The 17809-nt window shown below is 61.6% G+C and carries 18 protein-coding genes; 7 read left to right on the forward strand and 11 right to left on the reverse strand.

Annotated features, from left to right (window positions below; all coding sequences use genetic code 11):
- Positions 1-23: 23 nt before the first annotated feature.
- The 8 genes from AC244Q_RS19580 to AC244Q_RS19615 all read right to left on the reverse strand — a co-directional run bounded on the left by AC244Q_RS19580 (position 24) and on the right by AC244Q_RS19615 (position 7936).
- Positions 24-1163, reverse strand: coding sequence for an efflux RND transporter periplasmic adaptor subunit (locus tag AC244Q_RS19580; protein ID WP_113548142.1), 1140 nt, complete (start codon positions 1161-1163; stop codon positions 24-26).
- A gap of 50 nt (positions 1164-1213) precedes the next feature.
- Positions 1214-1822 carry a TetR/AcrR family transcriptional regulator gene (locus AC244Q_RS19585; RefSeq protein WP_017995250.1) on the reverse strand — a complete coding sequence of 203 codons (609 nt, stop codon included), beginning with the start codon at positions 1820-1822 and terminating at the stop codon, positions 1214-1216.
- Positions 1823-2102: 280 nt separating this feature from the next.
- Complete coding sequence (locus tag AC244Q_RS19590; RefSeq protein ID WP_017967997.1) at positions 2103-2534, reverse strand: OsmC family protein; 432 nt, start codon at positions 2532-2534, stop codon at positions 2103-2105.
- Between the two features lie 207 nt (positions 2535-2741).
- A complete protein-coding gene (locus AC244Q_RS19595) occupies positions 2742-3521 on the reverse strand; it encodes an SDR family oxidoreductase (protein ID WP_113548121.1) in 780 nt (259 codons plus the stop codon).
- A complete protein-coding gene (locus AC244Q_RS19600; protein ID WP_113548120.1) occupies positions 3522-4412 on the reverse strand; it encodes an aldose 1-epimerase in 891 nt (296 codons plus the stop codon).
- Positions 4409-5359 carry an L-arabinose ABC transporter permease AraH gene (gene araH, locus AC244Q_RS19605; protein ID WP_011653625.1) on the reverse strand — a complete coding sequence of 317 codons (951 nt, stop codon included), beginning with the start codon at positions 5357-5359 and terminating at the stop codon, positions 4409-4411. Before araH ends, AC244Q_RS19600 begins: the two co-directional genes overlap by 4 nt.
- 17 nt (positions 5360-5376) lie before the next feature.
- Positions 5377-6882, reverse strand: a complete 1506-nt coding sequence (gene araG / locus AC244Q_RS19610) for an L-arabinose ABC transporter ATP-binding protein AraG (protein WP_113548119.1) — start codon at positions 6880-6882, stop codon at positions 5377-5379.
- A gap of 70 nt (positions 6883-6952) precedes the next feature.
- Complete coding sequence (locus tag AC244Q_RS19615; RefSeq protein ID WP_113548118.1) at positions 6953-7936, reverse strand: arabinose ABC transporter substrate-binding protein; 984 nt, start codon at positions 7934-7936, stop codon at positions 6953-6955.
- A 213-nt stretch (positions 7937-8149) separates the two neighbouring features.
- On the opposite strand from AC244Q_RS19615, the gene AC244Q_RS19620 reads away from it, so the two are divergent.
- The 4 genes from AC244Q_RS19620 (at position 8150) to AC244Q_RS19635 (ending at position 11524) form a co-directional block, all read left to right on the forward strand.
- Positions 8150-8905 (forward strand): FadR/GntR family transcriptional regulator, encoded by a 756-nt coding sequence (locus AC244Q_RS19620; protein WP_003543153.1) that lies wholly within the window; start codon positions 8150-8152, stop codon positions 8903-8905.
- Between the two features lie 66 nt (positions 8906-8971).
- Complete coding sequence (dgoD, locus tag AC244Q_RS19625) at positions 8972-10120, forward strand: galactonate dehydratase (RefSeq protein WP_011653629.1); 1149 nt, start codon at positions 8972-8974, stop codon at positions 10118-10120.
- 153 nt (positions 10121-10273) lie between these two features.
- Entirely contained in the window at positions 10274-10669 is a 396-nt protein-coding gene (locus AC244Q_RS19630; RefSeq protein WP_113548117.1) for a DoxX family protein, read from the forward strand.
- 75 nt (positions 10670-10744) lie between these two features.
- A complete protein-coding gene (locus AC244Q_RS19635; RefSeq protein WP_113548116.1) occupies positions 10745-11524 on the forward strand; it encodes an SDR family oxidoreductase in 780 nt (259 codons plus the stop codon).
- A gap of 17 nt (positions 11525-11541) precedes the next feature.
- Here AC244Q_RS19635 and AC244Q_RS19640 read toward each other — a convergent pair whose 3' ends face one another.
- Together AC244Q_RS19640 and AC244Q_RS19645 are read right to left on the reverse strand one after the other, a co-directional pair.
- Positions 11542-12759, reverse strand: a complete 1218-nt coding sequence (locus AC244Q_RS19640; protein ID WP_113548115.1) for an adenylate/guanylate cyclase domain-containing protein — start codon at positions 12757-12759, stop codon at positions 11542-11544.
- A 65-nt stretch (positions 12760-12824) separates the two neighbouring features.
- The gene (locus AC244Q_RS19645; protein WP_128407414.1) at positions 12825-13850 is read right to left on the reverse strand and encodes a LacI family DNA-binding transcriptional regulator; all 1026 of its coding nucleotides are present in this window, start codon (positions 13848-13850) and stop codon (positions 12825-12827) included.
- Between the two features lie 95 nt (positions 13851-13945).
- On the opposite strand from AC244Q_RS19645, the gene AC244Q_RS19650 reads away from it, so the two are divergent.
- The 3 genes from AC244Q_RS19650 (at position 13946) to AC244Q_RS19660 (ending at position 17046) form a co-directional block, all read left to right on the forward strand.
- Positions 13946-15133 carry a phytanoyl-CoA dioxygenase family protein gene (locus AC244Q_RS19650; RefSeq protein WP_113548113.1) on the forward strand — a complete coding sequence of 396 codons (1188 nt, stop codon included), beginning with the start codon at positions 13946-13948 and terminating at the stop codon, positions 15131-15133.
- Positions 15134-15217: 84 nt separating this feature from the next.
- Positions 15218-16039, forward strand: coding sequence for an SDR family oxidoreductase (locus tag AC244Q_RS19655; RefSeq protein ID WP_113548112.1), 822 nt, complete (start codon positions 15218-15220; stop codon positions 16037-16039).
- 95 nt (positions 16040-16134) lie between these two features.
- A complete protein-coding gene (locus AC244Q_RS19660; RefSeq protein ID WP_113548111.1) occupies positions 16135-17046 on the forward strand; it encodes an SMP-30/gluconolactonase/LRE family protein in 912 nt (303 codons plus the stop codon).
- A 1-nt stretch (position 17047) separates the two neighbouring features.
- Here AC244Q_RS19660 and AC244Q_RS19665 read toward each other — a convergent pair whose 3' ends face one another.
- Entirely contained in the window at positions 17048-17797 is a 750-nt protein-coding gene (locus AC244Q_RS19665) for a ThuA domain-containing protein (protein WP_012759092.1), read from the reverse strand.
- Positions 17798-17809: the final 12 nt, after the last annotated feature.

Genomic DNA, 17809 nt, shown 5'->3' on the forward strand with positions numbered 1-17809 from the left:
CCTGTTCTCTCTTTATGGCGCTATCAGCGGACGGTCTGGTCCGTGGCGGCCAGGGCCGACTGCTGGTTCGGCACCTTCACCTTCAGGTTTTCGCTCATGAACTGCGTGCCAGCCGAAACGACGAGATCGCCGGTATCGAGACCCTCGGTCACATGCACGCCGTCGCCGGTGAAGTCGGCAACCTTGATGTCACGGCCGTGCACGGTCGCCGTGTCGCGGTCGACGGTCCAGACCATCTGCTTGCCGTCCTTTTCAGCCAGGGCGCTGAGCGGGATCGAGACATAGCTGTTGCCGTTGCTGACATCGGCCTCTATCGTCGCCGTCATGCCGAGCAACACCTGCGGATCGTTCGGCAGGCTCACCCGAACCGCAAAGGTACGCGACGGCTGGTCGGCGCTGCCGGAAACCTCGCGCACCTTGCCGTCGAGCACCAGCCTGTCGTCGGCCCAGAAGCTGGCTTTGACTGTCTTGCCCGGCTTGAATTCGGCAATGTCGTTTTCCGGAACCGCAATCTGCACTTCCTTTTCGCCGTCGACGGCAACGGCGACGACGGGAGTGCCCGACGCAACGACCTGGCCGACATCGGCATTGATCGTCGTGACAATCCCGTTGTGGTCGGCCTTCAACTCCGCATAACTCACCTGGTTCTTCGCCTGATCGAGCGCCGAGACGGCGGCATCGCGGCTTGAAACGGCCTGATCGTAGCTGAGCGACGCTTGCTCGAGCTGGGATTTCGGCGAAACATTCTTGTCGAACAGCTGCTGATTGCGCTTGTTCACGAGATCGGCGGTTTCGACGCCTTTTTCAGCGGCTGCGAGATTGGCTTCCGCCGTCTTGACCGCCAGCTGGTAATCGGTGGAGTCCATCCGAGCGAGCACGTCGCCCGGCTTCACTTTGTCGCCGATATCGACGAGGCGTTCGGTGATCTTGCCGGCGACGCGAAATCCTAGGTTCATCTCCGTGCGCGCCTTGACCGAGCCCGAATAGTCGAGCTTGCGGGTGTCGCCGGCCTTGGCGATCTCGACGACCTTCACCGGCCGAATGACTTGCTTGACCTCAGCCTTCTCTTCCGAGCAGGCGGAAACGCCGATGCCGATGGCGCCGAAGAGCACGAGACTGGCGACGGACGGCATGCGATGGCTGAGGGTCTTGAGCGAAAACATCTTCCGCACTCCTGGATCGTTTCGGGGGTTCCGACGGCGGCTGCCGTCCATTATTTCTTCAGCGCCCTGATCACGTAGTCGATCAGTTCGTCGACGCTCGCGCGGTTGGTTTTGGCAAGACATTGCGCCACCATCTGCGGATGGCAGAGCGTGTTCGTCGCCGCGCCGAAGCAGCGCGAGGCAACGACCGGGTCCTGCTCGGCGAACTCGCCGGCTGCAATGCCTTCAGCAATGATTTCGGCAATGAGATCATGAATGCGATCGATGTGTTTTTCGATGACGTGCCAGTCGCGATCGATCGCGACAATGATCATCTCGTGCACCTTCATCTCGTCGAGCATCACATCCAGCGTCAACTGATGCTGGGTCTCGACATAGCGGCGCAGCCGTTCGCTGGCGCTGATCGGCTGATGGCGGATGTCGTAAGCCATCTGGTAAGCGGTGGCGAGCATGCGGCCGCAGAGCGCTTGGTGGATTTCCACCTTGGAGGCGAAGAAACGATAAATATTGGCCGGCGACATGCCGAGATCACGGGCAATGTCGGCCACCGTCGTCTTGCTGTAGCCATAGTGCCGGAACAGTCGCTCGGCGGCATCCAGAATGCGCGTGACATTCTCCTGCCGCGTGATGTCGAGTGTATTTTCCGCAATGTCGTTCATAAGTTTCGAGACCTGAATTACGACTGACGATTTTCGAATTTCGTCAGTCGTAAAATATCAGGCATTACTTGTCAATGCCGCGGCGCAGCAAAATGTGTCGCGGGGCGAGCGCGGTCCGGCGGAAGCGACAACTCGAGAAGATCGATGCACGGGGAGAAGGGGCCTGCACGCGTCATGCTGATAGCCGGTGACGTCGGAATAGGCGGACCCGAGCAGGCAGGCCACAAATGGAGAGTGCCGCGGCGAGAAGCGCGCGGCACTTCGTCAAAGGAGTGACGTGTCAAACGATCTTGACGTCGAGTGTGATCGGAACCGACGCAAGCGCCTTTGAAACCGGGCAGCCGGCCTTTGCCTTGTTAGCGAGTTCGGTGAAGGTCGCCTCATCGGCACCGGGAATACGGCCGGAGAGCGAGAGATGGATGGCGGTGATGGCAAAGCCGCCCTCGACGCTTTCGAGCGTTACCTTGGCAGAGGTTTCCATATGCTCGGCGGTAAAGCCGGCTTCACCGAGGATCAACGACAGCGCCATGGTGAAGCAGCCGGCATGGGCGGCACCGATCAGTTCTTCCGGGTTGGTGCCGGCAACACCTTCGAAGCGGCTCGCAAAGCCGTAGGGGTAATCCTTCAGGGCGCCGCTCTGCGTCGAGATCAGGCCTTTTCCGTCCTTGAGGCCACCGGTCCAATGAGCCGAAGCCGTGCGATTGATCTGCATGCCGTCCTCCTGTTTTCGATTGTGCTTTCAGAGCATGATGCCGAAAAGTGTGCGCGGTTTTCGGACAACATCATGCTCCAACTGTTTCCAGAAGCGGCAGGGCGCCGCTCCGTGCCTGCGGGAGATCAGATAGCCTTCCCGATGGGCAATATAATGCTCTATCCCGAGAAGACGACAGGCTTGTAAAAATAGCGGGATCGAAGCCCGTCAGGCGGGATGCTGCAGCACGCTGAGGCCGCCGTCGATCGTCAGGCAGGTGGCATTGATGAACGGGCACTCGTCGGAGATCATGAACACGGCCGCCATGGCAATCTCCTCCGGCGTCGCGATGCGCCCGCCGGGATGCAGTTTCATCGTTTTGGCCTTTGCCGCCTCCGGATCAGGGAAGCCGTTCCAGTAATCGATCACCTTCTGCGTCGAGACATAACCCGGCGCCAGTGCGTTCACGCGGATATTGCGGGCGGCATATTCGAGCCCTAAGGATTTTGTCATTCCGAGCAGGGCGTGTTTTGCCAGCGGATAGGGAAATGTGTGCGGGATGATGGTGAAAGCGTGTGTCGAGGCGATGTTGAGGATAACGCCGCCGCCCTGTTCGATCAGGCCCGGCAACACCGCCTTGCAGCAGTTCCATGCGCCCTTCAGATTGATGTCGAAGCAGCGGTTCCACTCCTCGTCAGTCGTCTCGAGCGGTTCGGCGAAGACATTCACCCCGGCATTGTTGACGAGCGAATTCAGCTGCCCGATTTCTTCATTCGCCTGAGCGACCAATGTCGTGATCGTCCCGGCATCGGTAATATCGGCCGGCAGATAACCAAGCCGGCCGCCACTGCTCTGGAGTTCTTTCGCCGCCTGCGCCAGCAGCGCCGCATCGCGATCGACGAGAAAGACCGCGGCATCCTCCCGCAGGAAAGCCTTTGCGATCGCAAGGCCGATACCCTGCGCAGCACCTGTTATCAGGATGTTCTTGCCCTGCAGACGGCCGCCCATCTATCCCTCCTCCGATCGAACCGGCAGCGCCGACATCAGGATCGTCACGGTGCCGGCAAGAGCCTCCCCCGGCGCAAGCGGCGCAAGCCCACCGAAATCAGGAAGGTGATGCCCGTTCGGCAGATGACTCATCGGCTCGAGACAAAAGAAGTCGTTCCGGTTGACCGGCATATACAGCATGAAGCGATCGAGCGCACCGTCGGCTTCCAGCGCCGCCTGAATTCCAAGTTCCGGCCAGGCGATTGCAGCCCGCCCATTCCAACCCTCGAAGGCATTGTTCATCCATCTCTGCGGCAAAAGCGTTTCGGATCTGAAATCGAAATAGTCCGGCACAGGGCCAGGCATCTCCGGAAGATGGTCCGGCCGCTCGCTCCAATAGCGATCGGCCGCAATCGTCAGTCGCGTCTTTGGCGTGCGCGCGAAGAAGGGATGCTGACCGAGCCCGAAGGGAAGAGCGGTTTCGCCGCGGTTTTCCACGGAAAGTGTCAGCACCAACGCATCGCCGACGAGACGGATCTCCTGCCGGGTAAGATAGGCATAGGGTGAAACCCCGTCGGCGCTCCGGGAAAAGCAGAACTGCGCATGCTCCGGGCTGGAGTCTTCAAGCTGCCAGAGGCTGAGCCAGCCGTCGCCGTGCCGATAGAGCGGATCGGAAGTATTCGGCTGGAAGGCATAATCGCGTCCGGCAAAGGACATGATATTGCCTTCCACGCGGTTGCCGAACGGCACCATCGCGAAATTCGCCATCATTCCTTCAGGGCCGCCGGCCGCCACGAGAAAGGGCATGCCTCGATACGTCGCGGCGGTGATGGCGGCACCCCGACGGCTGACCCGGACGGCGAGATCGCCGTGCCTCAGTTCGATGTCATCGCCGGCTTGTCCCTGGTTCATCCGCGCCGTCCCGCAGCCGAAGACCTCAAATTGTCGAGCAGCACTGCGATCAGCAGGATCAGCCCGCGTACCACATACTGATAGAACGCCTGGATATTCAAGAGGTTCATGACGTTTTCGGCGATGCCCATAATCAGCACGCCGACAATGACGCCGCTCATCGCCGCCCGGCCGCCGGCCAGCGAGACGCCGCCGAGAACGCAGGCCGAAATCACCGAAAGCTCAAGCCCTGTCGCCGCATTCGGCTGGCCGGAGGTGATGCGGGAGGCAAGCAGAATGCCGGCAATGCCGCAGACAAGCCCCTGCAGCGCAAAGATCCAGACCCGCATGTTGACGACATTGACGCCGGCAAGCCGCGAGGCCTCGGGATTGCCGCCGATCGCCAGGGTGTTCTTGCCGAAGACGGTGCGGTTGAGCACGAAACCGAAGAGGATGAAAAGGATCAGCATGATCCAGATCGGCGTCGGTACGGTCAGGAAGCGCGACAGGGCAAGCTGGTAGAAGGCGGGATCGTTGATGCCGACGGCCCGGCCATCGGACGCGATCAGCGCCAGCCCGCGCACGATCTGCATGGTCGCAAGCGTGGTGATCAGCGCATTGATGCGAAAGCGCGCGATGACGATACCATTGACGAAACCGACGACGGCGCCGCAAAGCAGGGCGGCGAGCAGCCCGACGGGAATGGAGCCCGTCGCATTCGACACCATCACCGCGATCATGCCGGAGAAGGCGACGATCGATCCGACCGAAAGGTCGAAATCGCGCGACGCCAGGCAGAACATCATCGTGCAGGCGACGATGCCGATCGTGACGACCGACTGCAGCAGCCCCAGCATGTTTCGCTCGGTCAGGAAGTTCGGAACGAAGAGCGAGACGATCACGAAGGCGGCAGCAAAGATCACCACCAGCCCTTGTTCGCCGAGAAGAATTTTTTTCAACGAATTCATCGTCCGTATTCCTGGTTCTAAAGGGTGCCTGCGGCATTCTTGTCGGGGAGCGCTGCCGTCAGGATGCTGCGCTCGTCGAAATCCGGACGGGTGACAGCGGCCGCCACCCTGCCCTGGCACATCACTATGATGCGATCGGAGATGCCCATGACTTCGGGCAACTCGCTTGAAATGACCACGATTGCCATGCCGCCGGCCGCAAGCTCGTAGAGAATTTCGTAGATTTCCGATTTCGCCCCGACATCGATGCCGCGCGTCGGCTCGTCGATGACCAGTACCTTGATACCCTGCTCGGACAACCAGCGGCCGAGAATGACCTTCTGCTGGTTGCCGCCCGAGAGGTTGATGATGTCCTGCTTGCGCGACGGCGTCCGCACCCGAAGCTTGGCGATGAACCGATCTGCCAGCGCCGCTTCTTGTCTCGGGCTCAGAATGCCGAAGGGCGAAAAATGCCGACGCGACGAGATCGCGATATTCTCTTCGATCGATCGCCCTTGGATGATGCCGTCGAACTTGCGGTCCTCGGGGCAAAGCACCATGCCGGCATTGATCGCCGCTTTCGGATTGTTCGGCGAAACGGCAACGCCGTCGATCGTGACCTGGCCCTGATGCCTGGCATCGGCGCCGTAAAGCAGCCGCGCCATCTCGCTGCGGCCAGCGCCGATCAGGCCGAAGAAACCGAGGATTTCGCCCTGGCGGACGGAAAAGCTGATCGGATGGCGCAGCCTCGGCCCCGACAGGCCCTTGACCTCCAGCCGTACGCCGCCGAACGGACGTTCGCGCCATCCCCAGACATTGCTGATCTCGCGTCCGACCATTTCCGAGATGATCTGCTCGCGCGTGGTTTCGGCGATCTGAGGATGGTGGGCGGCAAGCTTGCCGTCGCGCAGCACCGTCAGGCTGTCGCAAAGACGAAAGATCTCGTCGAGACGATGCGAGACGTAGAGGATGACCGTTCCCTTCGCCTTCAGCCTGTGCATGAGTGAAAACAGGATTTCGCTTTCACGCGAGGAAAGCGAGGAGGTTGGCTCGTCCAACGCGATCACCCGCGCGTCGAGCATGACGGCCTTGGCGATCTCGACCATCTGCCGTGCACCGATCGAAAGCGAGGCGACCTTGGCCGACGGATCGACATCGATGCCGATCTCCTCAAGCTTCGACCGCACCGTCTCGATCAGCGCCTTCGAATGGATGACGCCGCCCTTGGCCGGAAAGCGTCCGAGCCAGAGATTTTCAGCGACCGTCAACTCCGGAACGAGTTGCAGTTCCTGATGGATGACGATGACACCGGCATGGAAGGCGTCACGGACGGACGCATATTTCTGCTCCTCGCCGTCGATGAGGATGTTGCCGGCATCGGCGGCCTGATCGCCGGACAGTACCCGGATCAGCGTCGATTTACCGGCGCCGTTTTCACCCATCAAGCCGTGGACGGCACCCTTCTCGACAGTGAAGGACACATTCGCCAGCGCCTGCACGCCGGGATAACCCTTGGAGATATTGCTGAATTCGAGGAAAGCCATCATTGCTCCACCGAGAAGGACCCGGCGGCACGCTAGGCGGCCGCCGGACGATATCATCTTGGAAGGACGATCACTCGATGCCAAGATCCTTGCGGACCTTTTCAAAATCGCCGCGCAATGCCAGGGAACCGGAGGTCAACGTCAGCTTTGCCGGCTCCTTGTCGTTGGCGATCCAGTCATACATGTTGAGCGCCGTCTCATAGCCGTGACGCTTCGGCGAGATGATGACGGTGCCGAAGAAGCCGGTCGCCGCCGGCTTCTTGAACTCGTTGATCGCCGATTCCGCACCGCCGATGCCGACACCGATGACGTTGGCCGCCGGAATGCCGACCGATTCGGAAGCACGGACGGCGCCGAGGACGGCTTCGTCATTGAGGCCGAAGGCGACCCAGTATTTCACGTCGGCATGTTTGTTGAGAACGGTGGTTGCCGCGTTGAGCGCCGCTTCCGTATCCGTCTTCGCCTGTGGCGCATCATAGATGTTTTCGGCCGGGAAGCCGGCGGACGTCAGCACCGAGATCGCACCTTCGACGCGGTCGACGGCGGTCGGCAGTTGGTCGTAGGAGACGCGGACCGCGCCGACATTCTTCATGTCCCAGCCGCGCTTCTTGATTTCGTCGACGATCGCCTGGCCGACGGTCTCGCCGATCTTGGTGGCCGAAATGCCCATATGCGGCACCTCCTCCAGCGGCTTGCCGTCGGCGCTGACGAGGCGGTCGTCGACCGTCATCAGCTTCAGCTGGTTGGCTTCGGCCTTGGCGACGATGCCGGGGCCGAGTTTGACGTCGGGCGTGCAGATGATGAAGCCCTGCGCACCTTGAGCGCCGAGATTGTCGATCGCCGACTGGACCTTCTCACCATCTTCGGCGCCGATCTTGACGACGGTGAAGCCTTTTTCCTTGGCGGCCTGGTCGGCGAACTTCCATTCGTCCTGGAACCACGGCTCCTCAGGCTGCTTGACGATGAACCCTATCTTGACGTCCGCGGAAAATGCCGAGCCGGCTGCCAGAATGGCGAAAGTGCCAGCCAGAATGGCTGCTTTGAACAAGCGCATGTCTCTCTCCCTAAACTCTCAAAAACCGAGCAGCTGCCTCCCAGGCAACGTCCAATGAATTATGATAAATCATCATACCAGTCAATTGCCAATGTATGATGATTGGAATAATAGGATTGTTGACGAGATGCCGGGAGGAAGCGTCGCAAAGCGGATCGAATTCGGATAATCAGGTTCGATTGCTTCGCACGCGAGACAGAGCGGAGAGGTGAGTTGGAAACAATCGAGCGACAGAGCGGGGCCGAAAGCCGCCGCATCGAGCGCCGCCCGCGCGTACGCCGCAACGTCACGGCGGCGATCGCTCAGGATATCTGTGCGGACCGCTATCCCGCGGGCTCACCGCTGCCCCGCGAGAACGATCTCTGCGAGCTCTACGGCGTCAGCCGCACCGTCATTCGCGAATCGCTGAAAGTGCTGGAATCCAAAGGCCTCGTCCGCGGTAAGCCACGCATCGGAACCACCGTTTGCGACAAGGACGATTGGAATATCCTGGACGCTGACGTGCTTGAATGGATGGGTCCCTATATCAAGGATTTCGACCTGCTCGGCTGCATTCTCGAGGCCCGCCGCACCATCGAGCCGGCAGCCGCCGAATATGCCGCCGAGCGCGCCAGCGCCCAGGAGATCGCCGATCTCGACAATGCCTGGCGGCAGATGCGCGACAGCGCTCGCGACCCGGAAAGCTTTACCGATGCCGACGTCATGTTCCACACGGTGCTGCTCACCGCCAGCCACAATCAGGTCTTCCGCCGCCTGTCGAGCGCCATTCACGCGGCACTGAAATATGCGCTGCATGCCTCCAATATCGGCGTCGAGAATCGCGAGGATGCGGTGCTCGTTCACGGCCAGCTGGTCGAGGCCCTGCGCATGCGCGACAAGGCGGGCGCCCGCGAATGCGCCAACCGCATGCTCGATCTTGCAGTGCGCGATCTTGCCGCCGCCGAAAAAGCGATCGGCAGAACGAAATGACCGATCACGACAAATCTGCGGACGCGCCGCCGATCGCAAACCCGGGAAGAGACTGAAAGAACAGCGATGAAGATCACCAAACTCACCACCTATATCGTTCCCCCGCGCTGGCTGTTTTTGAAGGTCGAGACCGATGAAGGCATCGTCGGCTGGGGCGAGCCGGTCGTCGAAGGCCGTGCGCTCACCGTTCAGGCCGCCGTCCATGAGCTGGAAGACTACCTGATCGGCAAGGATCCTTTCCTGATCGAAGACCACTGGACCGTGATGTATCGCGGCGGCTTCTATCGCGGCGGCGCCGTCCACATGAGCGCAATCTCGGGCATCGACCAGGCGCTGTGGGACATCAAGGGCAAGGCGCTCGGCCAGCCGATCCATTCCCTGCTCGGCGGCCAGCTCCGTGATCGCATCAAAGTCTATTCCTGGATCGGCGGCGACCGTCCCTCGGATGTCGCCAACAATGCCAAGGAAGTGGTGGCCCGCGGTTTCAAGGCGATCAAGCTCAATGGCTGCGAGGAAATGCAGATCGTCGACACCAACGAAAAGGTGGAGAAGGCGGTCGAGACCATCGCCGCTATCCGCGAGGCGATCGGCCCGCATATCGGCATCGGCGTCGATTTCCACGGCCGCGTCCACAAGCCGATGGCGAAGGTTCTCGCCAAGGAGCTCGATCCCTACAAGCTGATGTTCATCGAAGAGCCGGTGCTTTCCGAAAACAAGGAAGCGCTGCGCGATATCGTCAACCACACCTCGACGCCGATTGCGCTGGGTGAACGCCTCTTTTCGCGTTGGGACTTCAAGCAGGTTCTCTCCGACGGTTATGTCGACATCATCCAGCCGGATCTCTCCCATGCCGGCGGCATCACCGAATGCCGCAAGATCGCGGCGATGGCCGAAGCCTATGACGTGGCGCTGGCGCCGCATTGCCCACTGGGTCCGATCGCGCTTGCCGCCTGCCTGCAGGTCGATGCCGTCAGCTACAATGCCTTCATCCAGGAACAGAGCCTCGGCATCCACTACAACAAGGGCAACGACATCCTCGACTACATCTCCAACAAGGAGGTGTTCCAGTATGCCGATGGTTTCGTCTCGATCCCGCAGGGTCCGGGTCTCGGCATCGAGGTCGACGAGGCCTATGTCATCGAACGCGCCAAGGAGGGCCACCGCTGGCGCAACCCGATCTGGCGGCATGCCGACGGCAGCTTCGCCGAGTGGTGAAAGCGCATAACCCCGAAAATCGGAGCCGATTTTCGGAAAGGATTATGCGCAACTCAAAGTGATAGAGTCGCGCGAGCGGCCCTTTTTCATTCCCCGTGTAGGATATCGCGTGTCCCGTCCGTCATAGTGGAAGCTCAAAGAGGAGATTTCAGGATGGCCAGAGCAATCGCAATCATCGTCGCCCGCATCATCTTCAGCTTCGTCTTCTTCATGGCCGCCGGCTTCAAGTTCGCCGATATCGGTGCGACGGCCGGCTATATCACCGCTGCCGGCTTGCCGATGGCGACATTCCTTGCCTGGGTCGCCGCCTTCTTCGAGATCGCGCTGGCGCTCGCTTTTATATCAGGGGCCTTCTTCACCGAGGCCAGCTTTCTCGCAGCCATCTATGTGATCTTCCTCGCTTTCGCCTTCCACGGTCCGTCCCATTGGCAACAGAACCAGGCCGAATTCGGATTCTTCATCGATCACTTTACCTTCCTCGCCGGTCTGCTCTTTGCCGCCGTCCACGGGCCTGAGAAATGGGCGTTGAAGCAAACCCTTCTAAGATAACCGAGACGACCCGCCTCCTTCCGGAACCAACTGCCGCGCCGAACAGTTGGCATGTCGGCAAAGGAGAGCCCGCCCATGGAGCTGAAGGAAAAGATCGCATTGGTAACAGGCGCCGGTTCGGGTATCGGCAAAGCGGCCGCGTTGCGGCTCGCCGCCGAGGGGGCAAGGGTGGCCGCACTGAGCCGCACCGCCGACGAGGTCGAAAAGACCTGCGCCGAAATCAAGGCCGCCGGCGGCCAGTCGATCGCGTTGACGGCAGATACCAGCGACGAAGCTCAAATGCGGGGCGCCGTCGCGCAACTGGCCGACACCTTCGGCGGTCTCGACATCGTTGTCGCCAATGCTGGGATCAACGGTGTCTGGGCGCCGATCGACGATCTCAAGCCGGATGAATGGGACAAGACGATCGCCGTCAATCTGCGCGGCACCTATCTGACGCTGCATCTGACGGTTCCGCATCTGAAGCGCCATGGCGGTTCGATCATCGTCGTCTCTTCGATCAACGGCACACGTACCTTCACCACACCGGGCGCCACCGCCTACAGCGCAACCAAGGCCGGCCAGGTCGCCATGGTCCAGCAGCTCGCCCTCGAACTCGGCCGACACGGCATCCGCGTCAATGCCGTCTGCCCCGGCGAGATCGAGACCAATATCAGCGCCAATACCGACAGCCGCCACCGCGAGGAAACGGAGGTTCCAGTTATCTGGCCTGAGGGCGATATTCCGATTGCCGGCGGCAAGGCAGGCAAGAGCGAGGATGTCGCCGAAACCATCCTTTTCCTCGCATCCGAGCGCGCCCGACACATCACCGGTACGCCGATCTGGATCGACGGAGGCCAGGGCCTGCTGCGATAGCCTTTCCAGTCAAGAACTCAGCCGTTCAGCCGGGCGCTGTCGAGAGTATAAAGTTCCTGCGCGCGCTGCACGCCGCGCAACGCATAGCGTCCGACGCAGGCGAGTGCGGTACGCTGCTGCTCCGGTATCGCCGCGGCGAAATCGGAGGAGATCAACAGGTTGAGATCGACGGAACGACACATCGAGGCGATCCGGCTGACCTCGTTGACGGCAGGTCCGATGACGGTGAAGTCCAAGCGGTCCTGGCTGCCGATATTGCCGTAGAAGACATCGCCGATATGCAGGCCAATATAGACGTCGGTCGTCGCCCGGCCGTCGGCCGCACGCGCAGCATTCAGCGTGGTCAGCTTTTCCCGCAGCAACGATTCAGCGCTCAGCGCCGCACGACATGTCTCCGCCGGCACCTCGCCCTTAAAGATGGCGAGCACACCGTCGCCGATCAGTTTCAGCACGTTGCCGCCGGACTCGTGGACCGCCGTGATCACCGCCTCGCTATAGTCGTTGAGCAGCGGGATGATCTCCTCCGGCGGCACGCTATCGGAGATCTTGGTGTAGTTCAGCAGATCGGAAAACCAGAGCGCTGCGGAAATCCGTTCCGATTTGCCGCGGCTGATCTTGCCTTCCATCACCTGGCGCGCGGCGTCCTCGCCGAGATAGACCTCCGCGATGGTGCGGGCGATACGCCCGAGCGCGATGCATTTGATCGCCAGTCCCAACACCGGCACCAGCTTGCGCAGGATGGAGAGGTCGTGATCGGAAAAGCCCTCAGGATGTTTCGTCGCGAAATGCGAGAAGAAGCAATCCATCTCGCCGATCGTGCCGGCCTCGGAAAAACGATGCACCATCGCCACGAAATCCGTGTGGCCGGCTTCAGCGATCGTATCGAGCATGGAGAAATCGATCGGATCGCCGAAGCCGAGACGCCGGCGTATCTCCCGTTCGTTGCGAGACCAAAGATGAAAGAAGGCCGAACGCTGCCAGTTCGACGCCGCCTCCCCCGAGATCGTCGGGCCATATTCGAATTCGGTCTGGACTTCCTCGACGCTGTCCCAGCGGAAGGCGCGGCCCTCATGCACCGGATGCAGCGTATCCATCAGCGCCAGACCACGGTCGAGCGGCAGGCCGGCATCCCTGCAAGCCGAGCAGAAACCGGTCATCAACTCGGCTTCCGAAGCGCCCTTCAGTCCCTGCTCCGTGATCCAGGCTGCAATCGTGCTGACGTCGCTGTAATCCATGTCGCTCACCTTCACTCGTGTCAAAGCTGTAGCCCGAATTCGGCATCGAAGGAAAGTCAATTGGCTCAATCGGCCGCGGGCATATTGTAGGGCGTGACGATTTCGACTGTTGAAAGCGAGGGCGTAACCGCGCGCGGCAAGGCGGTCGCCCGGCTCATGATAGCCCGGAAGGCCGAACGCGCATCGGTTCTGAGATCATGATGCAGCACGAAGCCGATCCGACGCGCCGCAAGCAGGGCGCGATTATCGGCATCGAGGTCATGAGCGACGAAAACGCGCACGGGACGTTTGGCCATGTCGAAGGCCGCAAGCACCGCCCGGTTGCCGCCGCCGATCGAATCGACGGCGTTGATGGCAGGGTCGACAGCAAGCGCTGCCGCGGCAAGCGTTCCCGTCGCAGCATCGGTGCCGTGGCCCTCGCTGATCTCGGTAATGCCGATATCGGGATAGCGGGCGCGGATGACGCGGCGAAAGCCGATTTCGCGCTCCTCCTCGCCGCGGAACCGTCCGCTCGACAGCGTTACCAGCACTTTGCCGCCATCACTGCCGAGGAATTCGCCGATCAGATAGGCGGCAGTCTCTCCCGCTGCCCGGTTGTCGGCGCCGGCATAGGCGATGCGGGCCGAATTCGGCAGATCGGTCACCAGCGTCACGACGGGAATGCCGGCCGCGTCCGCCCTGACAACGGCGGCCGCCACCTCGGCGACGTCAGGCGCCTTGAGCACGATACCGTGCGTGCCGCGCAGCCGGATGCGATCGAGAAGCTGCACCAGTTCGGCCGGCTTCATCACCTCGGCAAAATGGAAGCGGCAGCGGAAAACGCCCGGCAGGAAGGTCGCCATCTCCGCCTCGAAGGCGGCCCGCACCGCATCGCTGAAACGCTGCGGCGTCTCCATGACAATATCGATCGCCAGCATGCGGCCGCTGCCCATCGTCCCGGCCTGCTGCTTCTCCAGCTCCGCGATCGCCGCCTTCACCCGCATCTCGGTCTGCCGGCGCACGCCGGGTCTGCCATTCAGCACCCGGTCGACGGTGGCGGTGCTGAGCCCGGCCTGGAAGGCGATGTCCTTGACGAGAAAGAGGTGTGCCATGCGATCGGCCTGATGGTTTTTTGATGGATTTCTGATCTATATCACCCGGCGTCGTGGCGTATAGTGCCCCCATTGGAAAGAGGGAGGAGCCCGCCATGAAAACCGACAACCAGCAGAAACTGCGCGCCGACCGCGTCTGGTTGAGCGAAGACGCCTGCGATCTCGATGAGTTTCGCGCCCTTGCGGAAAAGACCACCGTGCTTGCCGATTACCCCTCGGCGTCCGCGGTCGAAAAAAACGTGCTGATCTATGACAGCCGCAAGGTGATGGCAGCGGCCGCAACGCCAGAAGGCCGACGCGCCGTGCTGGCCGAAATCTGCGACGCGTTCGGCGAAGGTCCTGGTTTGGTCGTGTTCAAGCGCGCTTACGAAGACACCGGCATCATCGACCGCGCCAGCACGATCTTCGATGCGATCATCGAGGAACAACACCGCACCTCGACCGGCGGTGGCGACCACTTCGCCAAGCCTGGCGCCAACGACCGCATCTGGAACTCGCTGGAAAAACATTGCCTCGCCGATCCGGCAAATTTCGCCGAATATTACGGCAACACCATCATCGCTCTGGCAAGTGAAGCCTGGCTCGGCCCGAGCTACCAGATGACGGCGCAGGTCAACCGCGTCAATCCGGGCGGTTCGGCGCAGTCGGCACATCGCGACTACCATCTCGGCTTTCAGTCCTCGAAGGTGATCGAGCAGTTCCCGGCGCATGTGCATCGGCTCTCGCCGGTGCTGACATTGCAGGGTGCGGTCGCCCATTGCGATATGCCGCTCGAAAGCGGCCCGACACTCTTCCTGCCGCACAGCCAGACCTATGTGCCGGGCTATCTCGCGCTGAAACGGCAGGAGTTCCGGGATTATTTCGAGACCAACCATGTCCAGTTGCCGCTCGAAAAAGGCGACGTCGTCTTCTTCAATCCCGCCCTCTTCCACGCCGCCGGCACCAACCGCTCGGTCGACATCAAGCGCGTCGCCAACCTCCTGCAGGTCTCCTCCGCCTTCGGCCGGGCGATGGAAACCGTCGACCGCGAGAAGATGAGCGCCAGGCTGTTTCCCGCTTTGAAGGCCTTGCTGGGCAGGCTCTCGCCTGACGAAATCGCCAACGCCGTCGCCGCCTGCGCCGAGGGCTACTCCTTCCCGACCAACCTCGACCGCGACCCGCCACTTGGCGGACTAGCGCCGAAGACACAGGCGCAGCTGATGCACGAGGCGCTGAAGGAAGGCTGGAGCGATGAAGCCTTTACGGCAGCACTTGCCGAGCAGGCGCAGAAGAAGCTGAGCTGATTTGGAGCTCGAGCTTCTTGCATCCGCAAAAAGCCTCCCGCCCCGCGGGAGGCTATTCGCACATCATCACAATGGAGGAACCACATGAGCACAGACCACGGCCGCCTCGACGGCAAGATCGCCATCGTCACCGGCGGCACGCAAGGATTGGGCGCGACCATCGCCCGTCTCTTCGCCGAACGCGGCGCGAAAGGCATCGTCATCTGCGGCCGCAACGAAGCCAAGGGTAAGGCAAAGGCGGCGGAGATTTCGGCTGCGACCGGTGCCAGGATCGTCTACGTCAAGGCCGACCTCGGCAAGGTCGAGGATGCACAGAGTGTCGTGCGCGCCTGTGACGAGACCTTCGGCCGCGTCGACGCGCTGGTCAATGCCGCCGCCATCACCGATCGCGGCACCATCCTCGACACCAGCCCGGAACTCTTCGACGCCATGTTCGCCGTCAATGTTCGCGCACCGTTTTTCCTGATGCAGGAGGCGGTGAAGGTCATGCGCCGCGAAAAAATCGAGGGTACGGTCGTCAATATCGGCTCGATGTCGGCCAAAGCCGGCCAGCCCTTCATCGCCGCCTATTGCGCCTCCAAGGGCGCGCTGGAAACGCTGACGAAGAACACCGCCTACGCGCTCCTGCGCAACCGCATCCGCGTCAACGGTCTGAACATCGGCTGGATGGCCTCCGAAGGCGAGGACCGGATCCAGCGTGAATATCACGATGCTCCTGCCGACTGGCTGGAGAAGGCGGCGGCAAGCCAGCCCTTCGGCCGCCTCGTCGATCCGCACGAGGTGGCGCGCGCCTGCGCTTACCTGTCATCGTCCGAATCCGGCCTGATGACCGGCTCGGTCATCTGCTTCGACCAGTCGATCTGGGGCGCTTATGACGGCTCGCCGCATCCGGTCGCGGCCCTCTGAAGAAACCGGAGTCCGGCATTTCCATCGCCGGGCTCTGGCACCTCCAGCTTTTTGCCGCTAGGAAAAGAACGGCAGCATTCAGGGAGGAAACTGGCATGGGCGACAATCCGATTTATGAGATCCGCGACGAACGCTTCGGTGCAATGGTCATCGGCAGCGCCGGCCTCGAGGAGCTTTATTCCGGCTGCCGCTGGACGGAAGGCCCGGTCTGGTTTTCCGACCTGAACTGCCTTCTCTGGAGCGATATCCCGAATGAACGCATGATGCGCTGGACACCGGACGGTACCGTCTCCGTCTTCCGCTCGCCCTCCAACTACGTCAACGGCAACACCCGCGACCGGCAGGGCCGGTTGGTCTCTTGCGAACATGGCGGCCGCCGCGTCACCCGCACCGAGACGGACGGCACCATCACCGTTCTCGCCGACAGCCATCAGGGCAAGCGGCTGAACTCGCCGAACGACGTCGTCGTGCACTCCGACGGCGGGGTCTGGTTCACCGATCCGACCTACGGCATACTGTCGGATTACGAGGGCCACAAGGCCGAGCCCGAGCAGCCGACGCGCAATGTCTATCGGATCGATCCGGCAAGCGGCGCGATCGACGCCGTCGTCGAAGATTTCATCCAGCCGAACGGCCTTGCCTTCTCGCCCGATGAGACGAAGCTCTACATTGCCGATTCCGGCTCCGCAAAACATGAAGTGCCGCGCCATATCCGCGTTTTCGACGTCACCGACGGCAAGGCGCTTGCCAACAGCCGCTACTTCTGCAGCCTCGATGTCGGCCATCCCGACGGCTTCCGTTTCGATGTCGCCGGCAATCTCTGGACGAGTGCCTCCGACGGCGTGCACTGCTTTTCGCCCGACGGAACCCTGCTCGGCAAGATCAGGGTGCCGCAGACGGTGTCCAACCTCACCTTCGGCGGCCCCAAGAAAAACCGGCTCTTCATCACCGCGACGCGTTCGGTCTATTCGATCTATATCAAGACGACCGGCGCGCAATATCCATAGATCAGGCCTTCGCCTTGTCGGGGCGGCCGTGCAGCGGCTCGGCGCGGTGCCAGTTTTCCAGAATGCGGCCATCGGTGTGTTTCTGCCGCGCCCAGCGGATGCCGTTCGAGATCACCTTATGCACGGTCTTGTCGTGATAGATCGGGTAGGTCTCGTGGCCGGGGCTGAAAAAGAAGATGCGCCCGCGCCCGCGCTGGAAGGTGCAGCCGCTGCGGAACACCTCGCCACCGGAATACCAGGATATGAACACAAGCTCGTCCGGCTGCGGAATATCGAAGGGCTCGCCATACATTTCCGAGGCATTGACCTCGAAATAGGGCGGCAGCCCCTCGGCGATCGGATGCGAGGGATTGACCACCCAAACGCGCTCCAGGTCGCCATCAGGCGTCTCGCGCCAGGAAAGGTTGGCATTGGTCCCCATCAGCCGGCGGAAGAGCTTGGAATGATGGCCGGAATGCAGGACCAGCAGGCCCATGCCCTTCAGCACGCGCTGCTGCACGCGGTCGATCAGCCCGTCGCTGACCTCTTCATGCGCCATGTGCCCCCACCAGAGCAGCACGTCGGTATCATTGAGCACGGAATCCGGCAGCCCTTCATCCGGATCGTCTAGCGTACCGCGGCGAACCTCGAAATCGGGGTGGGCGATACCGGCAGCGATCGCTCCGTCGATACGATCAGGATAGATATCCTGAACTTCCTTGTGGACCTGCTCGTGGCGTCCTTCGTTCCAGATCGTGACCTTGATTGTCATGTCATTCCTCGA

It is taken from the genome of Rhizobium sp. CB2179 (assembly GCF_057653455.1).